Annotated in this window: 22 protein-coding genes; 8 read left to right on the top strand and 14 right to left on the bottom strand. The window is 71.1% G+C overall.

What is annotated here, in order from left to right; all coding sequences use genetic code 11:
- Window positions 1-59 precede the first annotated feature (59 nt).
- The 3 genes from KY5_RS01700 to KY5_RS01690 all read right to left on the bottom strand — a co-directional run bounded on the left by KY5_RS01700 (window position 60) and on the right by KY5_RS01690 (window position 3,374).
- A complete protein-coding gene (locus tag KY5_RS01700) occupies window positions 60-1,100 on the bottom strand; it encodes a PhlD (RefSeq protein WP_098240482.1) in 1,041 nt (346 codons plus the stop codon).
- Window positions 1,101-1,227: 127 nt separating this feature from the next.
- Entirely contained in the window at window positions 1,228-2,049 is an 822-nt protein-coding gene (locus KY5_RS01695; RefSeq protein ID WP_098240481.1) for a helix-turn-helix domain-containing protein, read from the bottom strand.
- 434 nt (window positions 2,050-2,483) lie between these two features.
- Window positions 2,484-3,374 carry a Gfo/Idh/MocA family protein gene (locus KY5_RS01690; protein ID WP_098240480.1) on the bottom strand — a complete coding sequence of 297 codons (891 nt, stop codon included), beginning with the start codon at window positions 3,372-3,374 and terminating at the stop codon, window positions 2,484-2,486.
- 377 nt (window positions 3,375-3,751) lie between these two features.
- Here KY5_RS01690 and KY5_RS01685 point away from each other — a divergent pair, with 377 nt between their 5' ends.
- Both KY5_RS01685 and KY5_RS01680 read left to right on the top strand, forming a co-directional pair.
- Window positions 3,752-5,224 (top strand): MFS transporter, encoded by a 1,473-nt coding sequence (locus KY5_RS01685; protein ID WP_098240479.1) that lies wholly within the window; start codon window positions 3,752-3,754, stop codon window positions 5,222-5,224.
- 2 nt (window positions 5,225-5,226) lie between these two features.
- Entirely contained in the window at window positions 5,227-5,856 is a 630-nt protein-coding gene (locus tag KY5_RS01680; RefSeq protein ID WP_098240478.1) for a TetR/AcrR family transcriptional regulator, read from the top strand.
- On the opposite strand, the gene KY5_RS01675 is transcribed toward KY5_RS01680, so the two are convergent.
- Window positions 5,807-6,742: a DMT family transporter gene (locus KY5_RS01675; protein WP_098240477.1), complete on the bottom strand. Its 936-nt coding sequence runs from the start codon at window positions 6,740-6,742 to the stop codon at window positions 5,807-5,809. The two genes, KY5_RS01680 and KY5_RS01675, sit on opposite strands and share 50 nt — an antisense overlap.
- A 162-nt stretch (window positions 6,743-6,904) precedes the next feature.
- Here KY5_RS01675 and KY5_RS01670 point away from each other — a divergent pair, with 162 nt between their 5' ends.
- Entirely contained in the window at window positions 6,905-7,480 is a 576-nt protein-coding gene (locus tag KY5_RS01670; RefSeq protein WP_098247007.1) for a TetR/AcrR family transcriptional regulator, read from the top strand.
- A gap of 237 nt (window positions 7,481-7,717) precedes the next feature.
- The gene (gene asnB / locus KY5_RS01665; RefSeq protein WP_098240476.1) at window positions 7,718-9,559 is read left to right on the top strand and encodes an asparagine synthase (glutamine-hydrolyzing); all 1,842 of its coding nucleotides are present in this window, start codon (window positions 7,718-7,720) and stop codon (window positions 9,557-9,559) included.
- Here asnB and KY5_RS01660 read toward each other — a convergent pair.
- Window positions 9,532-9,846 (bottom strand): hypothetical protein, encoded by a 315-nt coding sequence (locus KY5_RS01660; RefSeq protein WP_159072461.1) that lies wholly within the window; start codon window positions 9,844-9,846, stop codon window positions 9,532-9,534. The genes asnB and KY5_RS01660 overlap by 28 nt on opposite strands.
- A 307-nt stretch (window positions 9,847-10,153) precedes the next feature.
- The gene (locus KY5_RS01655; RefSeq protein ID WP_098240474.1) at window positions 10,154-10,909 is read right to left on the bottom strand and encodes a sulfite exporter TauE/SafE family protein; all 756 of its coding nucleotides are present in this window, start codon (window positions 10,907-10,909) and stop codon (window positions 10,154-10,156) included.
- 167 nt (window positions 10,910-11,076) lie between these two features.
- Between KY5_RS01655 and KY5_RS01650 the strand changes: the two genes are divergently transcribed.
- Window positions 11,077-12,009, top strand: a complete 933-nt coding sequence (locus KY5_RS01650; protein ID WP_098240473.1) for a LysR family transcriptional regulator — start codon at window positions 11,077-11,079, stop codon at window positions 12,007-12,009.
- Here KY5_RS01650 and KY5_RS01645 read toward each other — a convergent pair.
- The 3 genes from KY5_RS01645 to KY5_RS01635 form a co-directional block, all read right to left on the bottom strand.
- Complete coding sequence (locus KY5_RS01645) at window positions 11,979-13,214, bottom strand: RNA polymerase sigma factor (protein ID WP_234362576.1); 1,236 nt, start codon at window positions 13,212-13,214, stop codon at window positions 11,979-11,981. The genes KY5_RS01650 and KY5_RS01645 overlap by 31 nt on opposite strands.
- Complete coding sequence (locus tag KY5_RS01640; protein ID WP_098240471.1) at window positions 13,208-13,621, bottom strand: YciI family protein; 414 nt, start codon at window positions 13,619-13,621, stop codon at window positions 13,208-13,210. The genes KY5_RS01645 and KY5_RS01640 overlap by 7 nt, the downstream gene beginning before the upstream one ends.
- A gap of 167 nt (window positions 13,622-13,788) precedes the next feature.
- Window positions 13,789-15,327 carry an MFS transporter gene (locus KY5_RS01635; RefSeq protein WP_098240470.1) on the bottom strand — a complete coding sequence of 513 codons (1,539 nt, stop codon included), beginning with the start codon at window positions 15,325-15,327 and terminating at the stop codon, window positions 13,789-13,791.
- 483 nt (window positions 15,328-15,810) lie between these two features.
- Between KY5_RS01635 and KY5_RS01630 the strand changes: the two genes are divergently transcribed.
- Window positions 15,811-17,067, top strand: coding sequence for an MFS transporter (locus KY5_RS01630; RefSeq protein WP_234362575.1), 1,257 nt, complete (start codon window positions 15,811-15,813; stop codon window positions 17,065-17,067).
- Window positions 17,068-17,136: 69 nt separating this feature from the next.
- Here the strand turns inward: KY5_RS01630 and KY5_RS01625 are convergent, their stop codons facing one another.
- Window positions 17,137-19,293: an MMPL family transporter gene (locus KY5_RS01625; RefSeq protein WP_098240468.1), complete on the bottom strand. Its 2,157-nt coding sequence runs from the start codon at window positions 19,291-19,293 to the stop codon at window positions 17,137-17,139.
- A gap of 127 nt (window positions 19,294-19,420) precedes the next feature.
- Entirely contained in the window at window positions 19,421-20,824 is a 1,404-nt protein-coding gene (gene lpdA, locus KY5_RS01620) for a dihydrolipoyl dehydrogenase (RefSeq protein ID WP_098240467.1), read from the bottom strand.
- Window positions 20,825-21,261: 437 nt separating this feature from the next.
- Between lpdA and KY5_RS01615 the strand changes: the two genes are divergently transcribed.
- Window positions 21,262-22,137 (top strand): TauD/TfdA family dioxygenase, encoded by an 876-nt coding sequence (locus tag KY5_RS01615; protein ID WP_098247006.1) that lies wholly within the window; start codon window positions 21,262-21,264, stop codon window positions 22,135-22,137.
- A gap of 74 nt (window positions 22,138-22,211) precedes the next feature.
- Here KY5_RS01615 and KY5_RS01610 read toward each other — a convergent pair whose 3' ends face one another.
- From KY5_RS01610 to KY5_RS01600, 3 genes are all read right to left on the bottom strand, one after another.
- A complete protein-coding gene (locus KY5_RS01610) occupies window positions 22,212-22,547 on the bottom strand; it encodes a hypothetical protein (RefSeq protein ID WP_098240466.1) in 336 nt (111 codons plus the stop codon).
- A gap of 202 nt (window positions 22,548-22,749) precedes the next feature.
- A complete protein-coding gene (locus tag KY5_RS01605) occupies window positions 22,750-23,304 on the bottom strand; it encodes a GNAT family N-acetyltransferase (protein ID WP_098240465.1) in 555 nt (184 codons plus the stop codon).
- Window positions 23,305-23,316: 12 nt separating this feature from the next.
- Window positions 23,317-24,102, bottom strand: a complete 786-nt coding sequence (locus KY5_RS01600; RefSeq protein WP_098240464.1) for an IclR family transcriptional regulator — start codon at window positions 24,100-24,102, stop codon at window positions 23,317-23,319.
- 105 nt (window positions 24,103-24,207) lie between these two features.
- Between KY5_RS01600 and KY5_RS01595 the strand changes: the two genes are divergently transcribed.
- Window positions 24,208-25,371 carry an acyl-CoA dehydrogenase family protein gene (locus KY5_RS01595; protein WP_098240463.1) on the top strand — a complete coding sequence of 388 codons (1,164 nt, stop codon included), beginning with the start codon at window positions 24,208-24,210 and terminating at the stop codon, window positions 25,369-25,371.
- The last annotated feature ends 24 nt before the right edge of the window (window positions 25,372-25,395 follow it).

Here is a 25,395-nt window from a genome sequence, read left to right as displayed (position 1 = left end):
ACAGGGCGCGATCGGCGCGGCAACCCAATATCCACGGCACGGGGCCGCGATGGCCGGGTCTACGCGTGCCAGCGACCGCGCAGCGCCGCGGTGGCGAAGCCCGGGCCGAAGGCGACCGTGGCGCCGTGCGCGCCGACGGCCGGGGGATCGGCGTGCGTGCGCTCCAGGACGCGCAGGATGCTCACGCCGCCGAGGTTGCCCTCGTGGGCGAGCGTGTCCAGGGAGTGCCGGGCCGCGTGGTCGTCGAGGCCGAGCGCGGCGGCGGTGTCGGCGATGATGCGGGGGCTGCCGGGGTGGATGACGGCGAAGTCGAGCGGCTCGGTGCCCAGCCACTCTTGCAGGCGCGGCATGACATCGTTGGCGGCCGCCAACGCGTGCTTGGTGGAGTCGAAGTGGATGCCGCCCGCGCTGATCCGCCCGCGCTGGCGGTCCAGACTGTCCGGCAGGACGTACTCGAGACTCTCCTCGATCACGAAGCCGGGGCCCAACGGGGTGTCGGTCACGATCGTGGCGGCGGCCGAGTCCCCGAAGAGGGCCTTGTAGATCATCGACTCGATGGACGTGTCGCTGTGGTGGTAGATGGCCGAAAGTACCTCGGCGGCGACCACGAGGACCTTGCTGCCGGGCCGGGCGGCGATCAGGTCGGTGGCCCGGATGAGGGCCTGGGCGCCACCCGGGCAGGCCACCGTGGTGAGCGCGACGCGGCGCACGTCGGGGCGGAGTCCGAGGCGTGCGACGAGGTGGATGTCCAGGTTGGGCACCGACCAGCTCGTCGTGTGCGTGGTGACGATCGCGTCGATGTCCCGGGCGGCGAGACCGGCCGAATCGAGGGCCGTGACGGCGGCGCGCTCGGCCATGACCAAGGAGTCCGTGAACGCGGCGCGCGCCCGCTCGCCGACGTCGGCGGTCCCCGAGACGGTGGGGGAGTCCAGGGGACGCGAGAAGTGACGCGTGTCCACGCCGCAGTTGCCGATGACCCGCAGGATCGCCCGCAGACGGGGGTGGTCGGCGTGGCGGGCGCTGATGTCGTCGGCTATCTCCGCCGTGGTGACCTTGTGGTCTCCGACAACGGTCTGAGGTCTGAGAACGTGGGCGGTCACGAGGCGGCTCCCTCAAGGACTGGCAAAGGGCGGGCGGAGTGATGGCCAAATTACTGCACCTCGCCGTGCCTGTTACCCATGGTGCCAGGACCGGAGTGGAACCTCTTTTCGAGCGACCGGGGAGCCGTCAGGTCGCCCGGAGGATCCCCGCGCGCGCGTGGATGCGGGTCTCGCCGGGGTGGAAGACCAGGATCATCAGGCGGGAACCGGGCGCCGTCAGGGGCTGCGCCGCGCACATGGTCACCCACCCGCGCCCCTCCTGGGCGTGCAGCAGCGGCCGCTCGTCACCGTCCGGATGCGGATGGGAATTGCCCGTGGCATAGAGGTCGGCGGTCTGCGTCTCGGCCAGGACCTCCTTCTCGATCTGCCGCAGGACGTCGTCGTCGGGCCGGGCGGCGAGCGCGGCGCGCAGTTGCGGCAGCACCATCGGCGCCCAGGCCGTGTCCCAGTCGAGGAGGGTCTCGCGGCCGTGCGGGTCGAGGAGCATCCAGCGCAGGGTGTTCGCGGGGACCTTGCCGTGCGGGAACATGGTGGCGAACCGCCGGTTGTAGGCCAGCATCTCCCAGGAGGCGTCGGTCACGTAGGCCATGTGCCGGATCCCGTCGACCGCCTCCTGCCACACCCCCGGCACCTCTTTGCCCGATGACAGGTGCAGGGGGCCAGGGGGGTCCTGCAGGAGCGCGTACCGGCAAAGCGACACCCACTCCTGCTCGTTGAGGCCGAAGAGGCGGGCGATGTCGCGGAGCAACGAGGTCGGCGGGTTGGGGTAATTGCCGGATTCGAGTCGGTGGTACGTGCCGAACGTCCGGTGCAGCAGCTGGTCGACCTGGTGCTGTGACAGGCCAGGCGCGCGTCTGCCCTGACCGGTGGGCCGGGCGAAGCCGTGTGATTCGGGGGCTATGAGGGCGCGTCGTTCGCGGAGCAGAGCGCGGAGCGCCGTCTTGTTCATGGTGGGTAATCCCTCTTGATGCACGCCGAGTTGGAGCGCGATCAGTCTAAATATTCACATCGGCTTTGGTAATAAACATTGCCCGAAGAAAACGATCAGTCTCTACGGCATCATGGAGTGCGCGAGCTCGTCGACCTGCAGCTTTGATCGTCGACGAGCCTGCGGGCACAACTGTGGGGCATCTTGTCCGGGGAGCCTGAGAATGGCTGAAATTCCCCGGCATTGGGTACCCCCTAGGCCCACAGGGCCGATGCGGGAAGCGTGTGGGACTGTTGTTCGTATTTCGATCGGTGTGGTCGGAAACAGGGCAACTCAGGATCGCACAGCGGTTCTTCCCGGACCGGCCGCGTGGGTCCACCGGCTGCGGTCGGTGCCGTCACTCGCCATTACGTAGCGGCCACGGTACCGGCCGCCCGTGGTTGTCCCCGGGCGGCTCACGCCCCCGCGACCAGCGCCTCGGCCTCCGCCAGGATCTCCGTGACCCGCAGTCCGAAACGGGCATCGCACGCGTGCGGCGTGCCACCGCGCGCGGCCTCGACGAGTCCGTCGATCGCTGTCCTGAACGCTTCGCCGGGACCGTCCCAGGCCGGCAGCGACTCCGTGCCTATCTCGCCGCGCAGCTCCACGGTCAGCCCCGCGCACTTCACCGGCGCCGTCAGGCTGAGTGCCGCCGTGCTGGAGGCCCCGCCCGTGTGGCGCAGGATCAGATGGGTCGTGTCGCCCGCGCCCCGCGCCGCCGTCACCGAGGTGACGTCGCCGAGCACCGGGAGCAGTACGGACAGGGCGTGCGGGCCGACGTCCCACAGTCCGCCTCGGCCCGCCCGCCAGGGCGAGGAGAACGCGGCGTCGCCGCCGTCCGGCGCGTAGAACGAGCCGTACCAGTCGGCGCGGCCCGTGAACCAGCCGCCGACGGATGCCTGTTGGGCGACCCAGGCCGCGGTGACGGGCGCGAAGCGGAGGGTGAAGAAGACCACGGACGCCACCCCGGCCCGTTCGGCCGCCGTCACGAGGTCCCGCGCCCCTTCGACGGAGGTGGCGACCGGCTTGTCGAGCAGCAGGTGGCGACCCGCGGCGGCGGCCCGTGCGGCGAGCGGCGCCTGGACGTCGGGCGGCACCGCGAACGCGACGGCGTCGCTGGCGGCGAACAGGTCGTCCACGTCCGCGTACGCCGTCGTGGCGTGCGTCGCGGCGAGCGTGGCGGCGGCTTCGGGACGGCGGCCCCAGACGCCGCTCAGTTCGACGCCGGGGTGCTCGGCCAGTGCGGGGGCGTGGGTGGCGCTGGCCCAGGGGCCGGTGCCCACCAGGCCGATGCGGAGTCGGTTCATGGGCGGCAGTATGACCGAGTGCGCCCGGGTGCGACCTCTCCCGGCCGGAGTCCGACCGAACTCGGACGGGTTTCCTGGCCGATGCGCCGGCGGAAGTGACCGTTCGGTCGACCGGGATGGCTGCCCGGTCGGCGGCGTCGGGTGCCGGTCGGCCACGGTGTGCCGCCGTACAGCCTCTTGTCGGACATTCCCCACCACTGGGTGCATTCCGTCACGCGAGAGCCTTCGCGCTTCATCCCAAATGGGTCGTCATATCCCGTTCCTGAATAGGGGCGGCACGGCATGTTCTCATGGCACATGCCAACTTCCTCATGGTGAATACCCATTCACCCGCTATGGTGAATTTCAATTCACCTCATGCTCGCGGGGGAGTCCGCATGAAGCCCGTCCCGATACCCGGCGAGGCGCGGGGCCCACGGGCCCGTCTGACCGTTCCCGTGCTGGCCTTCGGCGGCATCCTCATGGCCGTCATGCAGACGGTGGTCGTGCCGCTGCTGCCCGATCTGCCCCGGCTGACCGGCAGTTCGGCCGGAGCCGTCTCCTGGATGGTCACCGCGACGCTGCTGGCGGGCGCGGTGCTCACCCCGGTGCTCGGCCGCGCGGGCGACATGTACGGCAAGCGCCGTGTCCTGCTCGTCGCCCTCGGCCTGATGACCGCGGGCTCGGTGCTCTGCGCGCTGACCTCCGACATCCGGCTGCTGATCGCGGCGCGTGCGCTGCAGGGCGCGGCCGCCGCCGTGGTGCCGCTGTCCATCAGCATCCTGCGCGACGAACTCCCGCCGGAGCGCACCGGTTCGGCGGTCGCCCTGATGAGTTCCACGGTCGGGATCGGCGCCGCGCTCGGTCTGCCGCTCGCCGCGCTCGTCGTGCAGTACGCGGACTGGCACGTCATGTTCTGGGCGACCGCCGGCCTCGGTGCCATCGGGTTCGCGCTCGCCTGGTGGGTCGTACGGGAATCGCCCGTGCGTTCCCCTGGCCGGTTCGACTCCGCGGGTGCCCTGGGGCTCGCCGGGGGCCTGGTCTGTCTGCTGCTCGCGGTGTCGCAAGGCGGCCAGTGGGGGTGGGGGAGCGCTCCGGTGATCGGGCTCGGCGCGGGCGCGGTCGTCATCCTCGCCGCGTGGTGGCACCGGCAACTGCGCACCGAACAGCCGCTGGTGGACCTGCGGCTCGCGGCCGGGCGGAAGGTGGCACTGCCGCACGTGGCCGCGCTGCTCGCCGGATTCGCCTTCTACGCCAACTCGCTCGTGACGGCACAGCTGGTCCAGGCGCCCGCCGAGAGCGGCTACGGCCTGGAGCTGTCCATCGTGGCGACCGGCTTGTGCCTGCTGCCCAACGGCGTGGTCATGCTGGTCCTCTCGCCGGTCTCGGCCCGCATATCGGCGGCGCGGGGCCCCAGGGTGACGCTCGCGATCGGCGCGGTCGTCATGGCTCTCGGCTATGTCGTACGCATCGTGGACAGCCGGGACCTGTGGGTGATCGTCGTGGGCGCCGCGATCGTGTCGACCGGGACCACCTTCGCGTACTCCGCGCTGCCCACGCTGATCCTGCGGGCGGTACCGGTCGCCCAGACCGCGTCGGCGAACGGCGTGAACGTCCTGATGCGGACCATCGGGCAGAGCGTGTGCAGCGCGGCGGTGGCCGCCGTGCTCGTACGGCACACCAGCGCGGTCGGCGCGGCCCACGTCCCCACCCTGCACGGCTATCAACTCTCCTTCGCCCTGGCCGGAACGGTGGCGCTCGTCGCCTGCGCCGCCGCTCTGGCCATACCCTCGGACACGGCACCGCAGGGCGGGCGGCCGCGCGCGGGGCGCGGCGGGCCCGCCCAGGAGACGGCCCTGGAAGGAACGTGACCATGGCGACCACCGCCTCGTCCCCGACGACGGCTACGGACCCGGCCGCGTCCTCGGCCGCCGCAGCGACGTCGGCCCCCTCCGGCCGCAGGGACGCGGAGGCGAGCAAGGCCGCCATCATCCGCGCCGCCCGCTACCTCCTCGCGCGGCACGCGCACGGGGACATCACGCTCAAGGCGGTGGCGGAACGCGCCGGGGTGAGTTCCCCGTTGATCCTCAAGTACTTCGGGAACAAGGACGCGCTGTTCTCGCACGTCATGTCGTTCGAGGCCGACGCGGACGCCTTCTTCGACGCGCCCGTGGCCGACCTCGGCGCCCACATGGTCCGCCATCTCCTGACCGGTCAGGCCGAGCGGGGCGCCGACCCCATCCTGCGGATCGTCTTCGCCCCGCTCCACGGCGAGCAGGGCGACATCCTGCGTGCCAACTTCCGTACGCAGGTGGCCCACCGGCTCAGTGAGCGGCTGGCAGGACCGGACGCGGGCCTCCGTGCCGAGCTGGCCGTGGGCATGCTGATCGGGCTCGGCGTGATGTACGGCATCGCGCGCGGTCCGTGCGTGCGGTCCACCGAGATCGACGAGATCACCGACCGGTACGCGCCCGCGGTGCAGGCTCTGCTGACGCCGCGGTGACCGGCTCCTTGGAGGCGCTCGCGTCACCCCCGCGCCGCACGACCACCACGGCGGCGAGTCCGACCGCGAGGCCCAGGGCCGTCTGGGCGCCGAAGGGTTCGCCGAACATCAGGGCGCCCCACAGGGCCGTCACCGGCGCCATGAGGAACATGAGCGTATTGACCTGGGTGACTCCGGAGCGGCGCAGGATCAGCCAGTACAGGCCGTAACCGCCGAACGTGGAGAGCGCCACGAGCCAGCCGATCGCCACCCAGAACGACGCCTCGGCGGGCGGCACGACCCCACCCGTGGCCGCCGCGAGCGCCGTGAAGAGCGCGGCGCTGGTCACGCAGTGGACCGTCATCGCCACCGCGGGGCGCACCGGACGGCGCGTCCGCCGGTCCAGGAACGTCGCCGCCACCAGCGAGAGCATGCCGAGGAACGGCACGAGGTAGGCCCACCACGGGGCGTCGCCGCCGCCCGCGAAGTCGGCCGCGGTGACGATGGCGACACCGGTGACGCCGAGTCCGAGGCCCAGCCACTGGGTGCGCGAGACGTACTGCCCGAGCAGCGGCCCGGCGAGCGCGCCCGCGACCAGGGGCTGGGTGCCGTCGATCAGCGCGGTCGTGCCGCTGGAGACGCCGAGCTGGATCGCGTAGTACACGGTGAGCAGATAGCCGCTCTGGGACAGCGCCCCGACGACCGATTGCCTGCCGACGTCGCGCGGGGTCACACCGCGCCAGGACGCCCTGGTCAGCGTGAGGGCGACCACCGCGAGGACGACGGCGAGCGGCAGGAAGCGCCACATCAGGACCGTCGCCGCGGACGCGCTCCCCGCGCCCAGTTTGGCGCCGATGAATCCGGAGCTCCAGGTCAGCACGAAGGCGATCGACAGTACGACGTTCACGGTGGTCCTCCTCGCCGAGTCGGGTCTGCGCATCAGGGCGGGTATACAGATCGGTCTACTGGGGGGCGAGTATACAGATCGGTTTACTATGGACGCATGAGTGAGCGCGGGAGCGAGTACGAGAAGGGCGGCGCGGCGGCCGGGGGTCCGCGTCGCGTCGCCATGACGCCGGGCGCGCGGCGCGCCCTCGACGCCGCGGGGCGGCTGTTCTACGAACGCGGTATCCATGCCGTCGGAGTGGACCTGATCGCCGCCGAGGCCGGGGTGACGAAGAAGACGCTCTACGACCGGTTCGGCTCGAAGGAGCAGATCGTCGTCGAGTACCTCGCGGACCGCGACGAGCGCTGGCGGGCCTTCCTCGCCCCCTATCTGTCGGACGCGGGCACGGCGCGCGCCCGCGTCCTCGCCGTCTTCGACGCCTCGCGGGACTGGGCGGAGGTGCATCTGGCGAAGGGGTGCAGCATGGTCAACGCGCATGCGGAGATCAGTGACCCCGCCCACCCGGCGTATCAGGTGATCACCGGTCAGAAGGCGTGGATGCTCGCCCTGTTCACCGATCTCGCGCGGGAGCTCGCCCCGCGCGGGGCCCAACGCCTGGGCAGGACCCTGATGTTGCTGCACGAGGGCGCTCTCGTCGCGCACGGGTTGCACGTCTTCCCCGGGGCCGTCGAGCAGGCCCGCGCGGACGCCGACGCGCTGCTGCGGACCGCCGTGGCGCGGGGGTCCGCGGATCGTTGACAAGTCTTTGCATGTGGCCGGAATGCTTCGTTCCGTGATCTGCCGTGTGTCCGCCCGGGTGCGGTGACGGGATCCACGGCTGGTGCGGCGGGGCGTCTGGCCTTGGCAAAAGGCGGCCGAAATGGTGAGGGTGCGGTCCGCCGCCGTCGTCTTCGGGCGTTGACCGTACGCGATCGCAGGCGCACGCTCCTCAGGTAGGTGCTAGATACATCTAGTTCGCCCAATGGGAGGTAGCGCATGTGTGGCATCACCGGCTGGGTCTCCTTCGACCGTGATCTCGGGGCCGCGTCAGGGACGTTGGAGGCCATGACGGAGACGATGTCCTGCCGGGGCCCGGACGACCGCGGTACCTGGTTCGGCGGGCCCGTGGGGCTCGGGCACCGACGCCTGGCGATCATCGACCTGCCCGGCGGACGCCAGCCCATGACCGTCGAGACGCCGAACGGCACGGTCGCCCTCGTCTACTCGGGGGAGACGTACAACTTCACCGAGCTCCGTCGCGAACTGGCCGCCCGCGGCCACCGGTTCACCACCGAGTCCGACACCGAGGTCGTGCTGCGCGGCTACGTCGAATGGGGCGAGGCGCTCGCCGAGCGGCTCAACGGCATGTACGCCTTCGCGATCTGGGACGGCAGGCACGACAAGCTCGTCATGGTCCGCGACCGCATGGGCATCAAGCCCTTCTACTACTACGAGACGTCCGACGGCGTCCTCTTCGGCTCCGAGCCCAAGGCGATCCTCGCCAATCCGCTGGCCCGCGCCCGCGTCGGGACGGACGGACTGCGCGAGCTGTTCACCGTCGTCAAGACGCCCGGACACGCCGTGTGGGAGGGCATGCGCGAGGTCGAACCCGGCACGGTCGTGACCGTCGACCGCTCGGGCCTGCGCCGGCACGTCTACTGGACCCTGGAGACCCGGCCGCACACCGACGACCGGGACGCGAGCATCGCCAAGGTGCGTGAACTCCTCGACGACATCGTGCGCCGCCAGCTCGTCTCGGACGTGCCGCGCTGCACCCTGCTCTCCGGCGGCCTCGACTCCTCGGCGATGACGGCGCTCGCCGCACGCCAGCTCGCCGAGGCGGGCGAGACGGTGCGCAGCTTCGCCGTCGACTTCGTCGGCCAGACCGACAACTTCGTCGCCGACGAGCTGCGGGGCACCCCCGACACCCCCTTCGTGCACGACGTCGCCGAGCTCGCGGGCACCGAACACCGCGACATCGTCCTGGACTCGGACGCCCTCGCCGACCCCGAGGTGCGCGCGAAGATGATCCGCGCGCGGGACATCCCGATGGGCTTCGGCGACATGGACGCCTCCCTCTACCTCCTCTTCCGGTCCATCCGCGAGCACTCCACGGTCGCGCTCTCCGGGGAGTCGGCGGACGAGGTCTTCGGCGGCTACCTGCAGTTCTTCGACGAGCAGGCGCGCGCGGCCGACACCTTCCCCTGGCTGGTGAAGTTCGCCGACCACTTCGGCGACGACGCCGGTGTGCTGCGCCCCGACCTGAGCGGCACGCTCGATCTCGACGCGTACGTCAAGGAGGGCTACGCGACGGCAGTGGCGGGCATCCGACGCCTGGACGGCGAGAGCGACTTCGAGTACCGCATGCGCAAGATCAGCCATCTGCACCTGACCCGCTTCGTGCGCGTCCTGCTCGACCGCAAGGACCGCGCGAGCATGGCCGTCGGCCTGGAGGTGCGCGTGCCGTTCTGCGACCACCGGCTCGTCGAGTACGTGTACAACGCGCCGTGGGCGCTGAAGTCGTTCGACGGCAGGGAGAAGAGCCTGCTGCGCGAGGCGACCGCGGACGTGCTGCCGAGGTCCGTGTACGACAGGGTGAAGAGCCCCTACCCCTCCACCCAGGACCCCAAGTACGCCGTCGCCCTCCAGGGGCACGTCAAGGACCTGCTCGCGACTCCCGGGCACCCGGTCTTCGAACTGGTGGACCGCGAGGGAGCGGCGCGGGCCGCGAGCTGGGACGCGCCGCAGATCACCCAGGCCTCGCGGCGGGGCCTGGAGCGCACCCTCGACCTCGCGATCTGGCTCGACCTCTACAAGCCGGACCTCGCGCTGTCCTGACCGGCCGCGCTCACCCCGTCATCCGGGTCCGCCGAGGCCGCGAGGGTGTCGAGGAACCGCTGGAGCGCGGGCGTCCCGTCCGCGCCCAGGTCCCGCTTGACCGGGGGCACCGCGGCCCCGCGCCGGGCGTCGCCGCGCCGGCCCGGCTCCGGATACTCCTCGGGGCGCAGGGTGACGGCGCGGCGGATGAACTCGGCTACCGGCACCCCGAGCCGCTCCGCGAGTCCCAGGACCGCGTCGTACTCCTCGGGCGTGAACAAGACCTGCACAGGCTTGGCACCGTCCATGGACGCATGATGCCGCTCGGGCGGGTGTGACGCGGTGCGGTTGGCATATTCGCCCTCGAAGGCGTGAAATCCGCTCGGATCCGCACGGACAGTGAGGGCGGGCTGCTCACGCAGGGGTGTGGCCCCGGCCGGACGGGGGAATCGCGGTCGGGGCCACATCATGTTCAACGGTGAACCACTCTGTGGTGTTCCCAGGTGAGCGGCCTGTCGGTGTGACCTGCGTTACGCGGAATCCGGCCGGAGGCGCGGGGTCCGTGCCTCCGGGGCCCGGTCGGTACACCCCGTCATCGTGGCGTTCGGTGACCGGCTAGCGCACCAGCATCAGCACGGACGCCGTCACGCCGACGACGACGATGAAGGCGCGCATCGCGGCCGGCGGCAGCCTGCGGCCGTAGCGGGCGCCGACCAGGCCGCCCACCGTGGAACCCACCGCGATCAGACCGGCCGCCGTCCAGTCGATGTCCGCGACCACGATGAAGAGGACCGCGGCGACGCCGTTGACGATCGAGGCGAGGACGTTCTTCACGGCGTTCAGGCGCTGCAGGTCCTCCAGGAGCGTGGCGCCGAACAGGCCCATGAGCAGGACCCCTTGGGCCGCGCCGAAGTAGCCGCCGTAGACGCCGGTGGCGAGCACCCCGCACCACAGGAGGACGCCGCCGTCCTTCTTCCCCGGCTCCTCGCGGTTCCTCAGGCGCCGGTTGAGCCGGGGCTGCAGCAGCACCAGGACGCACGCGGTGAGGATCAGCACGGGCACCACCGCCTGGAAGGCGTCGGCGGGCAGTTCGAGCAGGAGCAGCGCGCCGATCAGGCCGCCGATCAGCGAGGCGGTGCCGAACCGCACGAGGCGTCTCGCCTGCCCCTTCATCTCCCTGCGGTAGCCGTACGCGGCGCTCAGCGTGCCCGGCACCAGACCGAGGTTGTTCGACACGTTGGCGAGCACCGGCGGAAACCCGAAGGCCAGCAGGGTGGGGAAGGTGATGAGGGTGCCGGACCCGACCACCGCGTTGAGCCCTCCGGCCGCGATACCGGCGGCGCCGACGGCCACCATCTCCAGCGCTTCCACAGCACACCTTTCCCCGAGCGGTCCCGGCCCGCGCGCCAGGTGCGGCGGGGATCATGACCCGCGCACCCACATCCCCGTCCGGGCAGGTCTCGATCTTGGTGTACGGCCAAAACCCAAGTCAATCCTCGGGTTTCCTTGCCTGCCTCCAAGCGATACCTTCACCCCTCGTGACTCTCGACGACCTCCGCGTCTTCACGGCCGTCTGCCGCGCGGGCAGCCTCAGCGCCGTGGCCCGCGACCTCTCCTGCACGCAGTCCGCCGTGAGCCAGCACGTCAAACGCCTGGAGCGGGAGCTCGGGGTGAGCCTCCTCGAACGGCACGCGCGGGGCGTCGTGCCCACCCCCGCGGGGCGCGTCCTCCGGTCCGCGGCCGCCGACGGCATCGGCGGCATCGACCTCGCCGTGCGCCGCCTGCGCGACCTGGCGCGCGGCGACGGCGGCGCGGTGCGGGTCACCACCGGAGCCACCTCCGTACGGCACTTCATGGCGGAGGCCGTCGTCGACTTCAGGGAGCGCTGTCCTCGGGTCACGCTGGAGTTCCAGACCATGAGCTCCAGCAGCGCCTGTTTCGACGCGCTCGCGGCCGACGACCTGGACCTCGCCTGGATCACCATCGGGGCGCCCGTGCGCGGCATCGAGCTGCGGCCCGTCGTCGAACTGCCCTGGGTGCTCGCCGTCCGCACCGACGACCCGCTCGCGGAACGGGACCGCGCCGAGCCGTCCGACCTGGCCGCCGGGCGGCTCATCACGCCGCCGGGGAACTCGACCTCGCGCGGACAACTCGACGTACACCTCGGTGAGTCGGGGGCGGAACTGCCGACGGGGACCAGCGTCGCCGACTGGGACACGGCCGTGCTCCTCGCCGAGCTCGGACTCGGCCACGCCGTGGTGCCCGCGCTGCCCGGCTGGCGCGACCAGGGACCCGCGGGGCTGCGCCTGGTCCCGGTCCCCGACCTGCCGCCGCTCCAGGTCGGGTGGGCGGTGCGCAGGTGGGACGCGCTGAGCCCGTCGGCCCGCGCCTTCGCCGACACCGTCGCCGAGCACTGCGCGCCGCTGGGCCCTCGGCCGGTTCAGGACGGCAGTCTGGCCGCGCGCGTCTGAAGGTAGTGGGCCTCGGGGCGGCTGAGCGTGCCCCGCGCCGCCAACCGGTAGGCGGTACGCGCCTCTTCGGTGTCGCCCGCCTGCTCCAGGAGGTGGGCGCGCACCGCGTGGAGACGGTAGTGCCCCTTCAACCGGTCCTCCAGCGCGGTCAGTTCGGCGAGCCCGGCCCGCGGCCCGTGCACCATCGCGAAGGCCACGGCCCGGCCGAGCTCGGCCATCGGTTCCGGCACGCGGTGGACGAGGAGGTCGTACAGCGCGAGGATCTGCGGCCAGTCCGTGCTGTCCCCGTCCGCCGCCTCGTCGTGCAGCGCCGCGATCGCCGCCTGCAACTGGTAGGCGCCCGCGGGGCCTTGGGACAGTGCCTCCTCGACCAGCGCCGTGCCCTCGGCGATCGCCGCACGGTCCCAGCGGGTGCGGTCCTGTTCGTCGAGGGGGATCAGCTCGCCGTGCGGCCCGGTGCGCGCGGCGCTGCGCGCCTCGGTGAGCAGCATCAGCGCGAGCAGGCCCGTCACCGCGCCCTCGGCGGGCAGCAGCCCGCGCACCGCACGCGTGAGCCGGATCGCCTCGCGGGCGAGGTCCGCCCGGTGCAGCGCCTCGCCGGACGTCGCCGTATAGCCCTCGTTGAAGATCAGGTAGAGCACTTGCAGGACGACGGCGAGCCGCCCGTCCCGGTCCTCGGGGACCGGCTGTCGGAAGGACACGCCCTTGATCTTCGCCTTGGCCCTGCTGATCCGCTGCGCCATGGTCGCCTCCGGCACCAGATGGGCGCGGGCGATCTCCGCGGTGGTCAGGCCGCCGACGGCCCGGAGCGTGAGGGCGACCTGCGCGGGCGGACCCAGCAGCGGGTGACAGCACAGGAACAGCAGGGTGAGCGTGTCGTCGTCCGAGGGGGCGCGGCCCTCGCCGGGCGGGGGAGCGGTGAACGCGTCGCGCGGGGTGAGCAGCGCGGCCTCCTCCTCGCGCCGCCGCCGCGCCTCGTCGGCGCGCAGCTGGTCCACGAGCCTCCGGGACGCCACCTTGATCAGCCAGCCGCGCGGATTGTCGGGCACCCCCTGGTCCGGCCACTGCCGCGCCGCGGCGAGCAGTGCCTCCTGCACGGCGTCCTCGGCGGCGCCGAAGTGTCCGTACCGGCGTACGAGCGCGCCGAGGACCTGCGGCGCGTGGCGGCGCAGCAGGTCCTCGACCCCGGTCGTACGTCTCAGCACTCGCCCCCGGCCTCCGGCACGGCCCTGATCACGACGGGCGGCTCGACGAAACCCTCGGGACCGGGGCATTCCGTGACGCGCAGGGCGATCTCGGTGACCCGCTCCAGGCTCTCGCACTCCAGGAGCCAGTAACCGGCGAGCACTTCCTTCGTCTCGCCGTAGGGGCCGTCCGTGATCACCGGGCGGCCGTCCTTGCCCTTGCTCACGAAGCGGGCCTGCGCGGGCTCCGTGAGGCCCTGAGCGTCGATGAGCTCGCCCGTCTCGGCGAGATCGTTGTTGATCTCGCCCATGTAGGCGTACATCGCCTGCAGTTCCTTCTCGCTCCAGGCCGGGCTGTTCTCGGAGGGCTTGCCCGCCATCGCCTCGTAGTCGGCCTGGGAACCCTGGACCATCACCAGATACTTCATGACTTCGCTCCTCGGCTGCGCCGTCACCCCTCGTGGGCGACGCTCACAGGGAACGTCGGAGCGGTCGGCACGTTCTCGACACCTCGCGAAAAGGAATTCCGAAGAAATCCTATCGACGGACGGCGACGGGTTCCTGGTGAAGCGCCCGCTTCCTTCCCGCCGCTGCTTCAGCCCATGTGGACGGGGGCCGCGCCCTCGTCCGTACGCTGCTTGCCCGCGGTGACGGCGAGGCCGGTGACGACCAGGCCCGCAAGGAACATGGCGCCCGCCCCGACGAAGGCCATGGTGTAGCCGTGCGTCATCGCGTCGGCCGCCCGGGCGAGCAGGCCGTGGTCCCGGGTGGCCGCCGCACGGTAGAAGGAGGCGGCCGCGTCGGGCAGCCGGTCGTTCGCCGCCGAGGTGGAGATCGTGGCGAGGACGGCGAGGCCGAGGGCGCCGCCGATCTGCTGGGCGGTGTTGAGGAGCGCGGAGGCGATGCCCGTCTCCTGGTGGCCGACGCCGCTGACCGCGCCGAGCGTCATGGGCACGAAGCTCATCCCGAGGCCGAGCGCGGTCACGAACATCGCGGGCATCAGATGCCCGGCGTACGACGAGTCGGGCGTGAGCGTGGCGAACCAGAACATGCCGACGGCCGCGATGAGCAGGCCGGGCCCGGCGATCAGGCGGGGCGCCAGGCGTGTGACGAGCTTGGCGCTGACGGTGGCCGCGACGCCCATGCCGAGGCTGAACGGCAGATTGGCGAAGCCGGTCCTGACCGCGCTGTAGCCGAGGATCAGCTGGAGGTAGAGGGTCAGGAAGTAGAACGTGGCCATCATGCCCGCGCCGATGAACAGCATGGTCGCGTAGGAGCCGGAGCGGTTGCGGTCCTTGAAGAGGCGCAGCGGCATCATCGGGTGCGCGGTGCGGCTCTGGACGAGCAGGAACACCACGAGCAGGACGGCGGCGACGGCGAAGCAGGTCAGGGTCAGGGCGTCCGTCCAGCCGTGCTCGCCGCCGCGGGTGATGCCGTAGACCAGGGCGATCAGACCGCCGGTGCCGGTCACGGTGCCGGGGATGTCGAGGCGCCCGCGGTGGCGTTCGGCCTCGACGAGCGTCCTGGTCCCGGCGAGGACCGCGAGGCCGATCGGGATGTTCACGAAGAACACCCACCGCCAGTCGAGGGCGTCGGTCAGGATGCCGCCGAGCAGCAGTCCGACGGTGGCGCCGATGCCCGCCATGGCGGCGTAGACGCCCATCGCCTTGTTGCGGGGCTTGCCCTCGGGGAACGTCGTGGCGATCAGGGAGAGCGCGCTGGGCGCGGCGACGGCCGCGCCGACGCCTTGCAGGACGCGCGCGCCGATCAGCAGCCCCTCGTTCGGGGCGAGACCGCCGAGAAGGGAGGCCAGGGTGAACAGCGCGATGCCCACCTGGAACATCCGGCGCCGCCCGAACAGGTCTCCGGCCCGGCCGCCGAGCAGCAGCAGACCGCCGAAGGCGAGCGCGTAGGAGTTGACGATCCACGCGAGGTTGGCGTCGGAGACGTCCAGGGCGGTCTGGATGCTGGGCAGGGCGATGTTGGTGATGGTGCCGTCGAGAACCACCATCAGCTGGGCCGCGGCGATCACGAACAGGGCGAGGCCGAGGTGGCGACCCCGGGGCGAGGCGTCGGGGGCACCGGCGGTGTCCACCGGTGCGGGGGCGGTGACAGCCGTGCTGTCAGCAGACATGAAAGGGCTCCAGGACGAGGCGTGGACACATTTCACCGGAACGGGAAGCGGGCGCGGAAGACTGGCTTCCCTTTCGGCGGTAAAGGCATGGTGACCGGCTTCGGAGAGCTGGATCACCGCAATGCAATCCGAGCGATGCGCCGACGGTAATGCGGCCTGGGCTCGGGACGAATGAAGACTTTAGCACCCGGTAGTGCCTGGTGGTGGCCCTGAGGGAGGGGTAAGGGGCAAGGAATTATTGGACTTGACATTCGCCGTTGAATCATAGGCAGGCGACCTGAGAGGAGTTATCAATTCCGCTTGATTTCTCGCCAAAAGTGTGAGCAACGGGCGATTGTCGACGCCATTGTGGGTCCACACTTTCGCCGTAAAAGCAAATCGCACGGCGCGGTCGATGGCCGGAGAAACTTCCGCGAACGGGCCATGAACGGCTGCCGCTGGACTAGCGTGACCGCAGGGGCGGACGGGGGAGCGGGGGCGGAAGTGACCGAGAAGGATCGTGCCTCGGAGGCGGAGTCGCCCTCCCTGTGGGCCAATGTCCACTACCGCACCTTCCTGGTCATCCAGACCCTCTCCGCCCTCGGCGACTCCTTCTCCTTCGTGGCGATCCCGCTGCTCGTCCTGCACAGCACGGGCTCGGTCGTCCAGATGGGGCTCGTCACCGGCCTCACCGGCGTCTCCTCGATCGCCACCGGACTCTTCGCCGGGGTGATCGCCGACCGCGTCGACCGACGGCGGCTGCTGATGCTGAGCGATGTGGCGCGCGCCCTGCTGTACGCGCTGATCCCGCTGGTCTGGCTCTACGCCACGCCCATGTGGCTGATCTACGCGGTCGTGCCGCTCGCGGGCGTCTTCTCGATGCTCTTCCAGGTGACGTACGTGACGGTGGTCCCCGCCCTCGTCGAGCCCGGCCAGATCACCCGGGCCAACGCCCACCTCTTCGGGGCGTTCGCCGTCGCGACGGTCGGTGGACCGACCCTCGCGGGTTTCGTCGCCGCGGCGTTCGGGCCCGTCGCCGCCATCGGGATCGACGCGGGAACCTTCGCCGCGTCGGCGGCCGGACTGCTCCTCGTCAAGCTGAGGCCCGCGCCGCCGCCCACGGACGAGGAGGCCGAGCGTGCCCAACAGGGCGGAGTGCGCGGGGAGTTCCTCGCCGGGGCCCGCTTCCTGTGGGCGCATCCCGTGCTGCGGCCCCTGACCGTGCTGCTCTCCGTGTTCATCTTCCTCACGCACGGCCTGACCGACGTCATCATCTTCCGTGTCAAGGAGGACCTCGGGCACGCCGACAGCACCGTCGGCTATGTGCTGAGCGCGGGGACGATCGGCACGCTGCTCGGGGCCTTCGTGGTCACCCGGCTGCGCAAGAGGCTGGGTTTTGGGCGTAGTTGGACGGGAGCGATCGGCGTGGCAGGTGTCGCCGTCGCCTGCGTCGGACTGACCGAGAGCGTGCCGTTGACCGCGCTAGCTTCGGCGGTGATGCTCCTCGCCACCGGCGTGTCCGGCATCTGCTCGATGTCCCTGCGCCAGGAAGTGACGCCGAGTCACCTCCTGGGGCGGGTCACCGCCGCGTTCTGGACCACGCACTACTCGCTCGGCCCGCTCGGCGCCGCCGCCGTCACGGCGGCGGCGGCAGGATTCGGCGTTCCCGCGGTCTGCCTGGCCGTGGGCGCGGGAGTGGTGTGCGTGGCCGTGGTCGGGACGTTCACGGGCATCGTGCGCGGGGAACAGGCCCTGCGATAGGGGCGCTGGGAACCGTGGACAGGAGCCGAGCCCACGAGCAGGTGAACGGGACCTCGTACGAAACGGACCCTACGGAACGTGCTCGTCCGGGCCCTCAGGCGCCGGTGCAACCGCCCCGCCGCCCCCGTTCCGCTTCTCATCCCCGTGCCCCGGCCACCAGGCCGCGTGCCCGATCAGCGCCGTCAGCGCGGGCGTGAAGATCATCGCCATCACGAACGCGGCGATCGCGATGCCGAACGAGAGGGAGAAGCCCATCTGCGAGAGCGTCGAGTTGCCCGCGAGCATCAGCGTCGCGAACGTACCGGCGAGGATCACGCCCGCCGAGCCGATGGTGGGCCCGGAGTGGCGTACCGCCGTGCCCGCCGCGTCGTGCGGGTCGCGGCCCTCGCGGGCCTCCTCGCGCAGCCGGGACACCATGAGGATGTTGTAGTCCGTGCCGAGCGCGACCACGAACAAGTACATGATCACGGGGAGCATGAACATCAGCCCGGGCTGGCTCCCGATCTGCTGGAAGAGCAGCGAGGTCGCGCCGAGCGTCGCGCCGAATCCGAGCGCGACGGACAGCATGAGGTACCAGGGCGCCACCAGGCTGCGCAGGAGCAGGCCGAGGATCACCATGATGGCGAGCGCGGCGGTCGGGAAGACCACCGAATAGTCGCGGTCCACCGCCTTGTTGATGTCGACGTACACCGCCGTGGTGCCGCCGACGAGCGCCTGCGTCCCGCTCGGGGCGTCCTCGTGGGCGGCCGGTCGCAACCGGTCCTTGACCGTGGCGAGCGCCTTGTCGGAGGCGGGAGGATCGGCCAGGACCACGGAGTAGGAGGCCGTCGTGCGGTCGGGACTGAGCCGGGCGGGCGCCACCTCGCCCACGCCGGGGACGTCGGCGAGCCGCCCCCGGAACGCCTTCGCCTCGGGCTCGGTGACGCGCTTGTCGGTGGTCGAGGAGAGGTACACGGAGGTGGGGTCGGTGGAGCCCGCGGGGAAGCCCTTCTGGAGGTTTTCCAGGGCGACCATCGACTCCTTGTCCTTGGGCAGCGAGGACCCGGCGAGGTCGAAGTTGGCCTTGTAGCCCAGCGCGCCGAGCGCGAGCGCGCCCATGAAGAGGGCGGAGACCACGGCCCACACCGCGGGCTTGCGGGCGATGGCCCCACCGAGCTTGGCGAACCCGGTGCCCTGCGGCTCGCGCTGCCAGGACTTCGAGGGCCAGAACACCTTCGTACCGAGCAGCGAGACCACGGCGGGCACCAGGGTGAGCCCGGCGAGCAGCGTGACGAACACGGCGATCGCGAGCGCCGGGCCCATCGACCGGAGCATGCCGAGCGAGGAGAGGGTGAGCGCGGCGAAGGCGACGATGACGGCGCCCGCGGCCGAGGTGATGGCCTCGCCGACCCGCTCGACGGCGTGGGTCATCGCGCCCTTGGGATCCTCGCCCGCGCGCAGCGCCTCCCGGTAGCGGAAGAGCAGGAAGAGGATGTAGTCGGTGCCGACGCCGAACAGGACGACGGTGAGCAGCTCCTGGATCGAGGAGTCCGCCTTCATGTCGAACGCCTTGTTGGCGGCGGCGATCAGGCCCGTCGCCATGGGCGAGATCAGGCCGATGAGGACCACGGGCAGCAGCGCGATGATGGGGCTGCGGAAGATCACGAGCAGCAGCACGATGATGATCACGATCGTGCCGGCGCCGACGAGGATGCCCGCCTTCTTGGACGCGTCGCTCTCGTCCAGCGCCTGCGCCGCGGAACCGGTGATCCCGGCCGTCAGGTCGGTGCCCTTCAGCTCGGGCTTGAGATCGGTCCGCAGCTGCTTCACCGCGTCCTGCTGGGCGGTGTCCTCGGGGTTGGTGATCTTGGGCATCGCCACGACGGAGGTCTGCACGAGCTTGTTGGGCGACACCTCGCCGGGCACGACCGCCCGCACCTCGTCGATCTTGCGCGCCTGGAGGTCCTTGGAGATCCGTACGACGTCCCCGGAGTCGGCGGCGGTCAGTTTCCCGCCGTCGGAGCGCTGGAAGACGATGATCGCGCCGATGTTCTGCTGCTTGGGGAACTCCTCCTCCTGCACGTCGGCCGCGCGAATGGACTCGTAGTGATCGGGAAGGAAGCTCGCCTCGTCGCTGCTCGACGTGAGTTTCGGTGCCAGCGAGATCACGGCACCGGCCGCCACCACCCACGCGAGGATGATCCACCAGGGGCGGCGGACCACGAATCGGCCCAGGCCAGAGAACATCTGCTACTGCCTCTCCTCGCCCCCGAGGCACAACAGTCCTGTCCGACAGCATCGGCCGGACCGGGCGGCCGCGCCACTTGGGGCGAGCGGTTTCGGCCGCTCGCCCCAAGCGGGCCGCCCGGGCGCGTCAGAAGTTGATCATGTGTCCCGCCAGGCCGTGCACGGCCTCCTTGACGGCCTCGCCGAGCGTCGGGTGCGCGTGGACGTTGCGCGCGACCTCGTGGACGGTGAGGTCCCACTGCTGGGCCAGGGTGAGCTCGGGGAGCAGCTCGGTGACGTCGGGACCGATCAGGTGGGCGCCGATGATCTCGCCGTACCGCGCATCGCTGATGATCTTCACGAAGCCGACGGTGTCGCCGAGGCCGTGCGCCTTGCCGTTGGCCTGGAACGGGAACTTCGCGACCTTGACGTCGAAGCCCTTCTCCTTGGCCTGCGCCTCGGTCCAGCCGAAGCTGGCGATCTGCGGCTGCGAGTAGGTGGCGCGCGGGATCATCGGGTAGTCGAGTTCCATCGTCTCGGCGTCCGCGAGCGTCTCGGCGGCGACCACGCCCATGGCCTCGGCGGTGTGCGCGAGCATCAGCTTCGCGGTGACATCGCCGATGGCGTAGATGTTCGGGACGTTGGTGCGGCAGCGCCCGTCGACCTCGATCGCGCCGCGCTCGGTGAGCGCCACACCGGTCGCCTCCAGGCCGTATCCGGAGACGTTCGGGGCGAAGCCGATGGCCTGGAGGACCTTGTCGGTCTCCAGGACCTCCTGCTTGCCGTCCTTGCCGGTGACCGTGACCTTGACCTGCTCGCCCGAGTCGTCGATCGACTCCACCCGGGTCGAGGTGCGCACGTCGATGCCGAGCTTGCGGTACTGCTTGGCGAGCTCCGTCGAGACGTCCGCGTCCTCCAGGGGCGCGATCCGGTCGAGGAACTCGACGATGGTGACCTTCACGCCGTAGTTGTGCAGGACGTACGCGAACTCGATGCCGATGGCGCCCGCGCCCGCGATCACGATGGACCCCGGCAGCTCGTCGGCGAGGATCTGCTCCTCGTACGACACCACGCGCTCGCTCAGGCTGGTACCGGGCAGCAGGCGCGGCGTCGCGCCGGTGGCGATGATGCAGTTCTCGAAGGAGAGCGTGCTCGTCGTGCCGTCCGAGCCCTCGACCCGCAGCGTGTTCGCGTCGACGAACGTGCCCCGGCCGTCGAACTCGGTGATCTTGTTCTTCTTCATCAGGAAGTGGACGCCCTTGACCCGTCCCTCCGCGACCCGGCGGCTGCGGCTGAACGCCTCGCCGTAGTCGAAGGAGACCTGCCCGTCGACCTTGATGCCGTACGTCTTCTGCTCGTGCGTGAAGAGGTGCGCCAGCTCGGCGTTGCGCAGCAGCGCCTTCGTCGGGATACAGCCGACGTTGAGGCAGACACCGCCCCAGTACTTCTCCTCGACGACCGCTACGCGCTTGCCCAGCTGGGCGGCGCGAATGGCGGCCACGTAGCCGCCGGGTCCTGCTCCGAGCACGACGACGTCGAAGCGGTCTTCCATGGGGAGGTCCTCTCTGGGTGGAACGGATCCAGTGGTGCGGATGGCTCTGTGTCACGATCATGCGCCATGCGGGGGCCCGGACGGCGGGCGGGTGTGGCACGCCACAGTCCATGGTGGGCGACGGGGCCGTCTCCGAGGGGCGCGGGGGTGCGGGCGCGGGGGAGTGCTGCGCGAGCCGCACGGTTGACCAGGAGCGGTCCGCGTTCCACAATGACGACCATGATCCAGCACCTGACCGCTGCCGTACGGACGTTCAACGTCCCGTGGCGGTGCGGGTGCGAGCGATCGGGCCGCTAGCTGTCCGGAGTCATCTCCGCACGCCACCCGCCCGCTTCCGCACCCCTGAGGATCGGATCCCCATGACGGTCACCGACACCGAACCGACCCCTGCCCAGACGCCGCCCGCGCTCCGCGAGGCCCGCGTTCCCGCCGACGGCATGTACGAAGGCCGCCGCGTGCTGCGCCGACTGCCCGACGGCTGGGACGAGCGGCCCTACGAGCTGCTCGACATCGCCCCGCGGGGCCGCGTCATCGGCGCCGAGATCCGCGGCGTCGACCTCGCGCGGCCCCTGACGGCCGCGCTGCGCGAGGAGTTGAACCGCGCCCTGCTCGAATGGAAGGTGCTGTTCTTCCGAGGCGCGCACATCACCGCCGAGCAGCAGCGCGCCTTCGCCCTGAACTGGGGCGAGCTGGAGACCAATCCGCTGCTCGCGCGCGGCTCCGCCGAGGACGTCGTCCGCTTCGACAAGGGCGGCAGCGCCACGCCGACGTACGAGAACGTCTGGCACGCGGACGTCACCTTCCGCGAACGGCCCGCCCTGGGCGCGGTGTTGCAGCTGCGCGAGGTGCCTCCGTACGGCGGCGACACGATGTGGGCGGACATGGCGGCCGCCTACGACAACCTGCCCGAAGCCGTCAAGGAACGCATCGAAGGGGCGCGAGCGGTGCACGACTTCATCCCCGGCTTCGCCCGCTTCTACGGTCCTGAGCAACTCGCCCCGCATCAGGACCGGTTCCCTCCCGTCACCCACCCCGTGGTGCGCACGCACCCGGAGACCGGGCGCCGGATGCTGTTCGTCAACACCTCCTTCACCACGCACATCGTCGGCATGGACAGGGCGGAGAGCGACCGGCTGCTGAGCTTCCTGGTGCGGCAGGCCCATGTGCCGGAGTACCAGGTGCGGTTCCAGTGGCAGGCGGGCGACGTCGCCTTCTGGGACAACCGCGCCACCCAGCACTACGCGGTGGACGACTACGCCCCGCACCGGCGCGTCGCGGAGCGGGTGGCGATCGCGGGCGACCGGCCGTACTGACCGGGCGGCCGTATGAGGGGAAGCGGAACCTTGGGGCGCCGGGAGCGCCCCAAGGCGATCCGCCGCAGCGCTCGTTAGCCGGTGGTGAAGATGACCGCGTGCGGAACCGTGGCTCCGCCGTAGGCGCCGCTCCCGCCGGGCGCCAGCGAGTCCTGCGGGACCAGGCACTCCGTGTCACGGAAGAGCACGGCCCGGGTGTCGGTGCCGTTGTCGGCGATACCCGCCCCGCCGTCCAGCGGGACACACGTGTCGTCCGGCGGATCGGCGATCGGTACCCGGAAGCCGGTGTCGGCCCGGTTGTAGAAGAAGGTGCCCGACGCCGCCTGGGCACTGGTCGAGACACCCGCCACCAGGACGAACGCCGAGCCTGCGACGACGGTCATCCTGGCGAGCCGTTTCCACATGTGCATAGAGGACCCCTTTCCCGAAACCGGGTGATTTCCACTGTGCCTCTTATGAGGGCTATATCCAGCAGAGCAGGGATGACAGCGGCATGCCGCCGATCTGCGCACGAATCACCTGTGTGGTACGGCGAAGCGGAAGCTCGGAGTACGGGGGATGCGCGGGCGGCGCCCCCCTCTCAGCCCCTTCCGGCACTCCTTTCCGGCGCCCTCACTCTCCGGCGGTCCGCCGCTCCCAGCGGATCTCGCCGTCCTGGACCACATCGGTCGCCGTGAGCCGCGCCGCCCTCGCGACGGCCGCGGACGCCTCGTGGTCGGGATGGACGTGCGCGACGAGCGTGCGGACGGCCCGCTGCGTGGTCAGCCAGTCCACCAGGCCGCACGCCGCCTCCGACGCGAAGCCGCGCCCCTGCCAGGGCGTGCCGATGACCCAGGCGACCTCCGCCGTGGGACCGTCGCCGTCGACGCCCGGTGTGACCGTCGCCTGCACCGTCCCCACCAGACAAGGGAGTTGACCGGTCCGGAGCCTGACCACCCAGTTGAGCCAGGAGACGGCGGGGTCGGGCGATCCGGCGAGCATCCTCCCGTAGCGGGCGCGCAGCGCCGTCACGCCGTCGGGGGCGCCGCCGATGAAGGTGTGCAGCGCGGGATCGGCCAGCACGGCCGCCATCTCGTCGGCGTGCTCGACGCGCAGCGGCACCAGGTCGAGGCGGGCGGTGCGGATGGTGGCGGGTGCGCCTATGGGGTCGGAGGAGGGCTCAGGCATGCGCGCATTCTGTCAGTGCTCCCTCTGCTCCATCTGCTCCCTCTTCTCCGTCTGCGTCCTCTGTGTCGTCGCGCCGAGCCGTGCCGCGACCGCGCTCACCGCGTCCAGGAGTGCGTCCGCGATGGCGGGGAGCCGGTCCGCGGTGCGCGAGGTGGGGCCCGCCACCGCGATCACCGCGCGGACCTCGCCGTCGACCAGGACCGGCCGGGCCGCGGCGGTCACGTCGGGGAGCGTCTCGCCCCGGTTGAACGCCACGCCCCTGGCGCGGACTTCGGCGAGGTCGGCGCGGGCCGCCTCGTACCCGCCCGGGTCGGGGAGCAGCGTGCGGAGGTAGGCGTCGCGCCGCTTCTGGGGGCGGTGGGCGAGCAGCACCTTGCCCGCGCTCGGCGGGTACAGCGGACGGCGGGTGCGCAGCGGCGCCGAGTAGCGGATCAGCTGACGGGACTCGGCGGCGCTCGCGTAGACCAGTGAGTCGCCGACGGCCGTGCCGAGCATGGCCGTCTCCCCGAAGTGGTCCCGCAGCGCTTCGAGCGTGGGCAGCGCGGCGCTCGCGAGGTCCTGCGCGGTCCTCGGCAGGAGGCTGCCGAGTGCGGGGCCGAGCCGGTGGACACCACCTTCCTCGACCAGGTAGCCGGTCGAGACGAGGCCCTTCACCAGGCCGAACACCGATGACTTGGGGGCGTCGAGGGCATCGGCGAGCTCCTGCGTCCGGGCGCCGCCGTGCCGCGAGACGTACTCCAGGATGCCCGTCACCCGGCTGACGGTCCGGTGCTCCTTGGGCGTGGCCGCTTCACTCACGCCGTCCCCCTACTCCCCGGTGGCTCTTGACCCGCCGATCACGCGGCTCTTAGCCTCACGCATATCCGACTCGGCGATCGTATATACGAACTGGGGCTGGAAACCATGGACTTCGCGCTGTCCGAGGAGCAGGAGGACATCCGCCGCGCCGTCGCCGCGCTCGCCGCCCGGTTCCCCGACTCGTACTGGGCGGACCACGACGAACGGGCCGCGTTCCCCCAGGAGTTCTACGACGCCTTCGCCGACGCGGGCTGGCTGGGCATATCGATACCCGAGGAGTACGGCGGCGGCGGACTCGGCATCCTGGAGGCGTCCCTGCTGCTCCAGGAGATCGCCGCGTCAGGGGCGGGCATGAACGGGTGCAGCACCATGCACCTGACGATCTTCGGGCTCAACACCATCGTGAAGCACGGCAGTGCGGAGCTGCGCGAGGACATCCTGCCGCGTGCCGCCGACGGCTCGCTGCACGTCTGCTTCGGCGTCACCGAACCCGACGCGGGCACGGACACCACCCGCATCTCCACCGTCGCCCGGCGCGACGGCGACGACTACGTCATCGACGGCCGCAAGGTGTGGATCACCAAGGCGGGCGAGTCCCAGAAGATGGTGCTCATCGCGAGGACCGCCCCGCGCCACGCGGAGCGGCCCACGGACGGCATGTCGCTGTTCCTCGTCGACATCGCCTCCGATGCCGTACGGCTGCGGGCCATTCCCAAGATGGGCCGCAACGCCGTCGCCTCCTACGAAGTGCTCATCGACGGACTGCGGGTGCCCGCGTCCTGCCGGGTGGGGGAGGAGGGCCAGGGCTTCCGGTACCTCCTAGACGGGCTGAACCCGGAGCGGATCCTCCTCGCCCACGAGGCGCTCGGGATCGGCAGGGCCGCACTGCGCGGCGCCGTCGACTACGCACGCGCGCGTGTCGTCTTCGACCGGCCCATCGGGCAGAACCAGGGCATCGCCTTCCCGCTCGCCGAGGCGGCGACCCGGCTCGACGCCGCCGAACTCATGGCACGCGCCGCCGCTTGGCGCTACGACCAGGGGCTGCCCTGCGGCAAAGAGGCCAACATGGCCAAGTGGCTGTGCGCCGACGCCGGTTTCCAGGCCGCCGACCGTGCCGTGCAGACGCTCGGCGGGATGGGGTACGCCAAGGAGTTCCACGTCGAGCGGTACTTCAGGGAGGCGCGGTTGCTGCGGCTCGCCCCGATCAGCCAGGAGATGGTCCTGAACTACGTGGCGAGCCATGTGCTCGGCCTGCCGAAGTCGTACTGAAGTCCTCCCGATGTCGTCCTGATG

Source organism: Streptomyces formicae (genome assembly GCF_002556545.1).
GTDB lineage: Bacteria > Actinomycetota > Actinomycetes > Streptomycetales > Streptomycetaceae > Streptomyces > Streptomyces formicae_A.
Note: the sequence above shows the minus strand (reverse complement) of the source record. Positions and strands in the feature narration are given on the sequence as shown.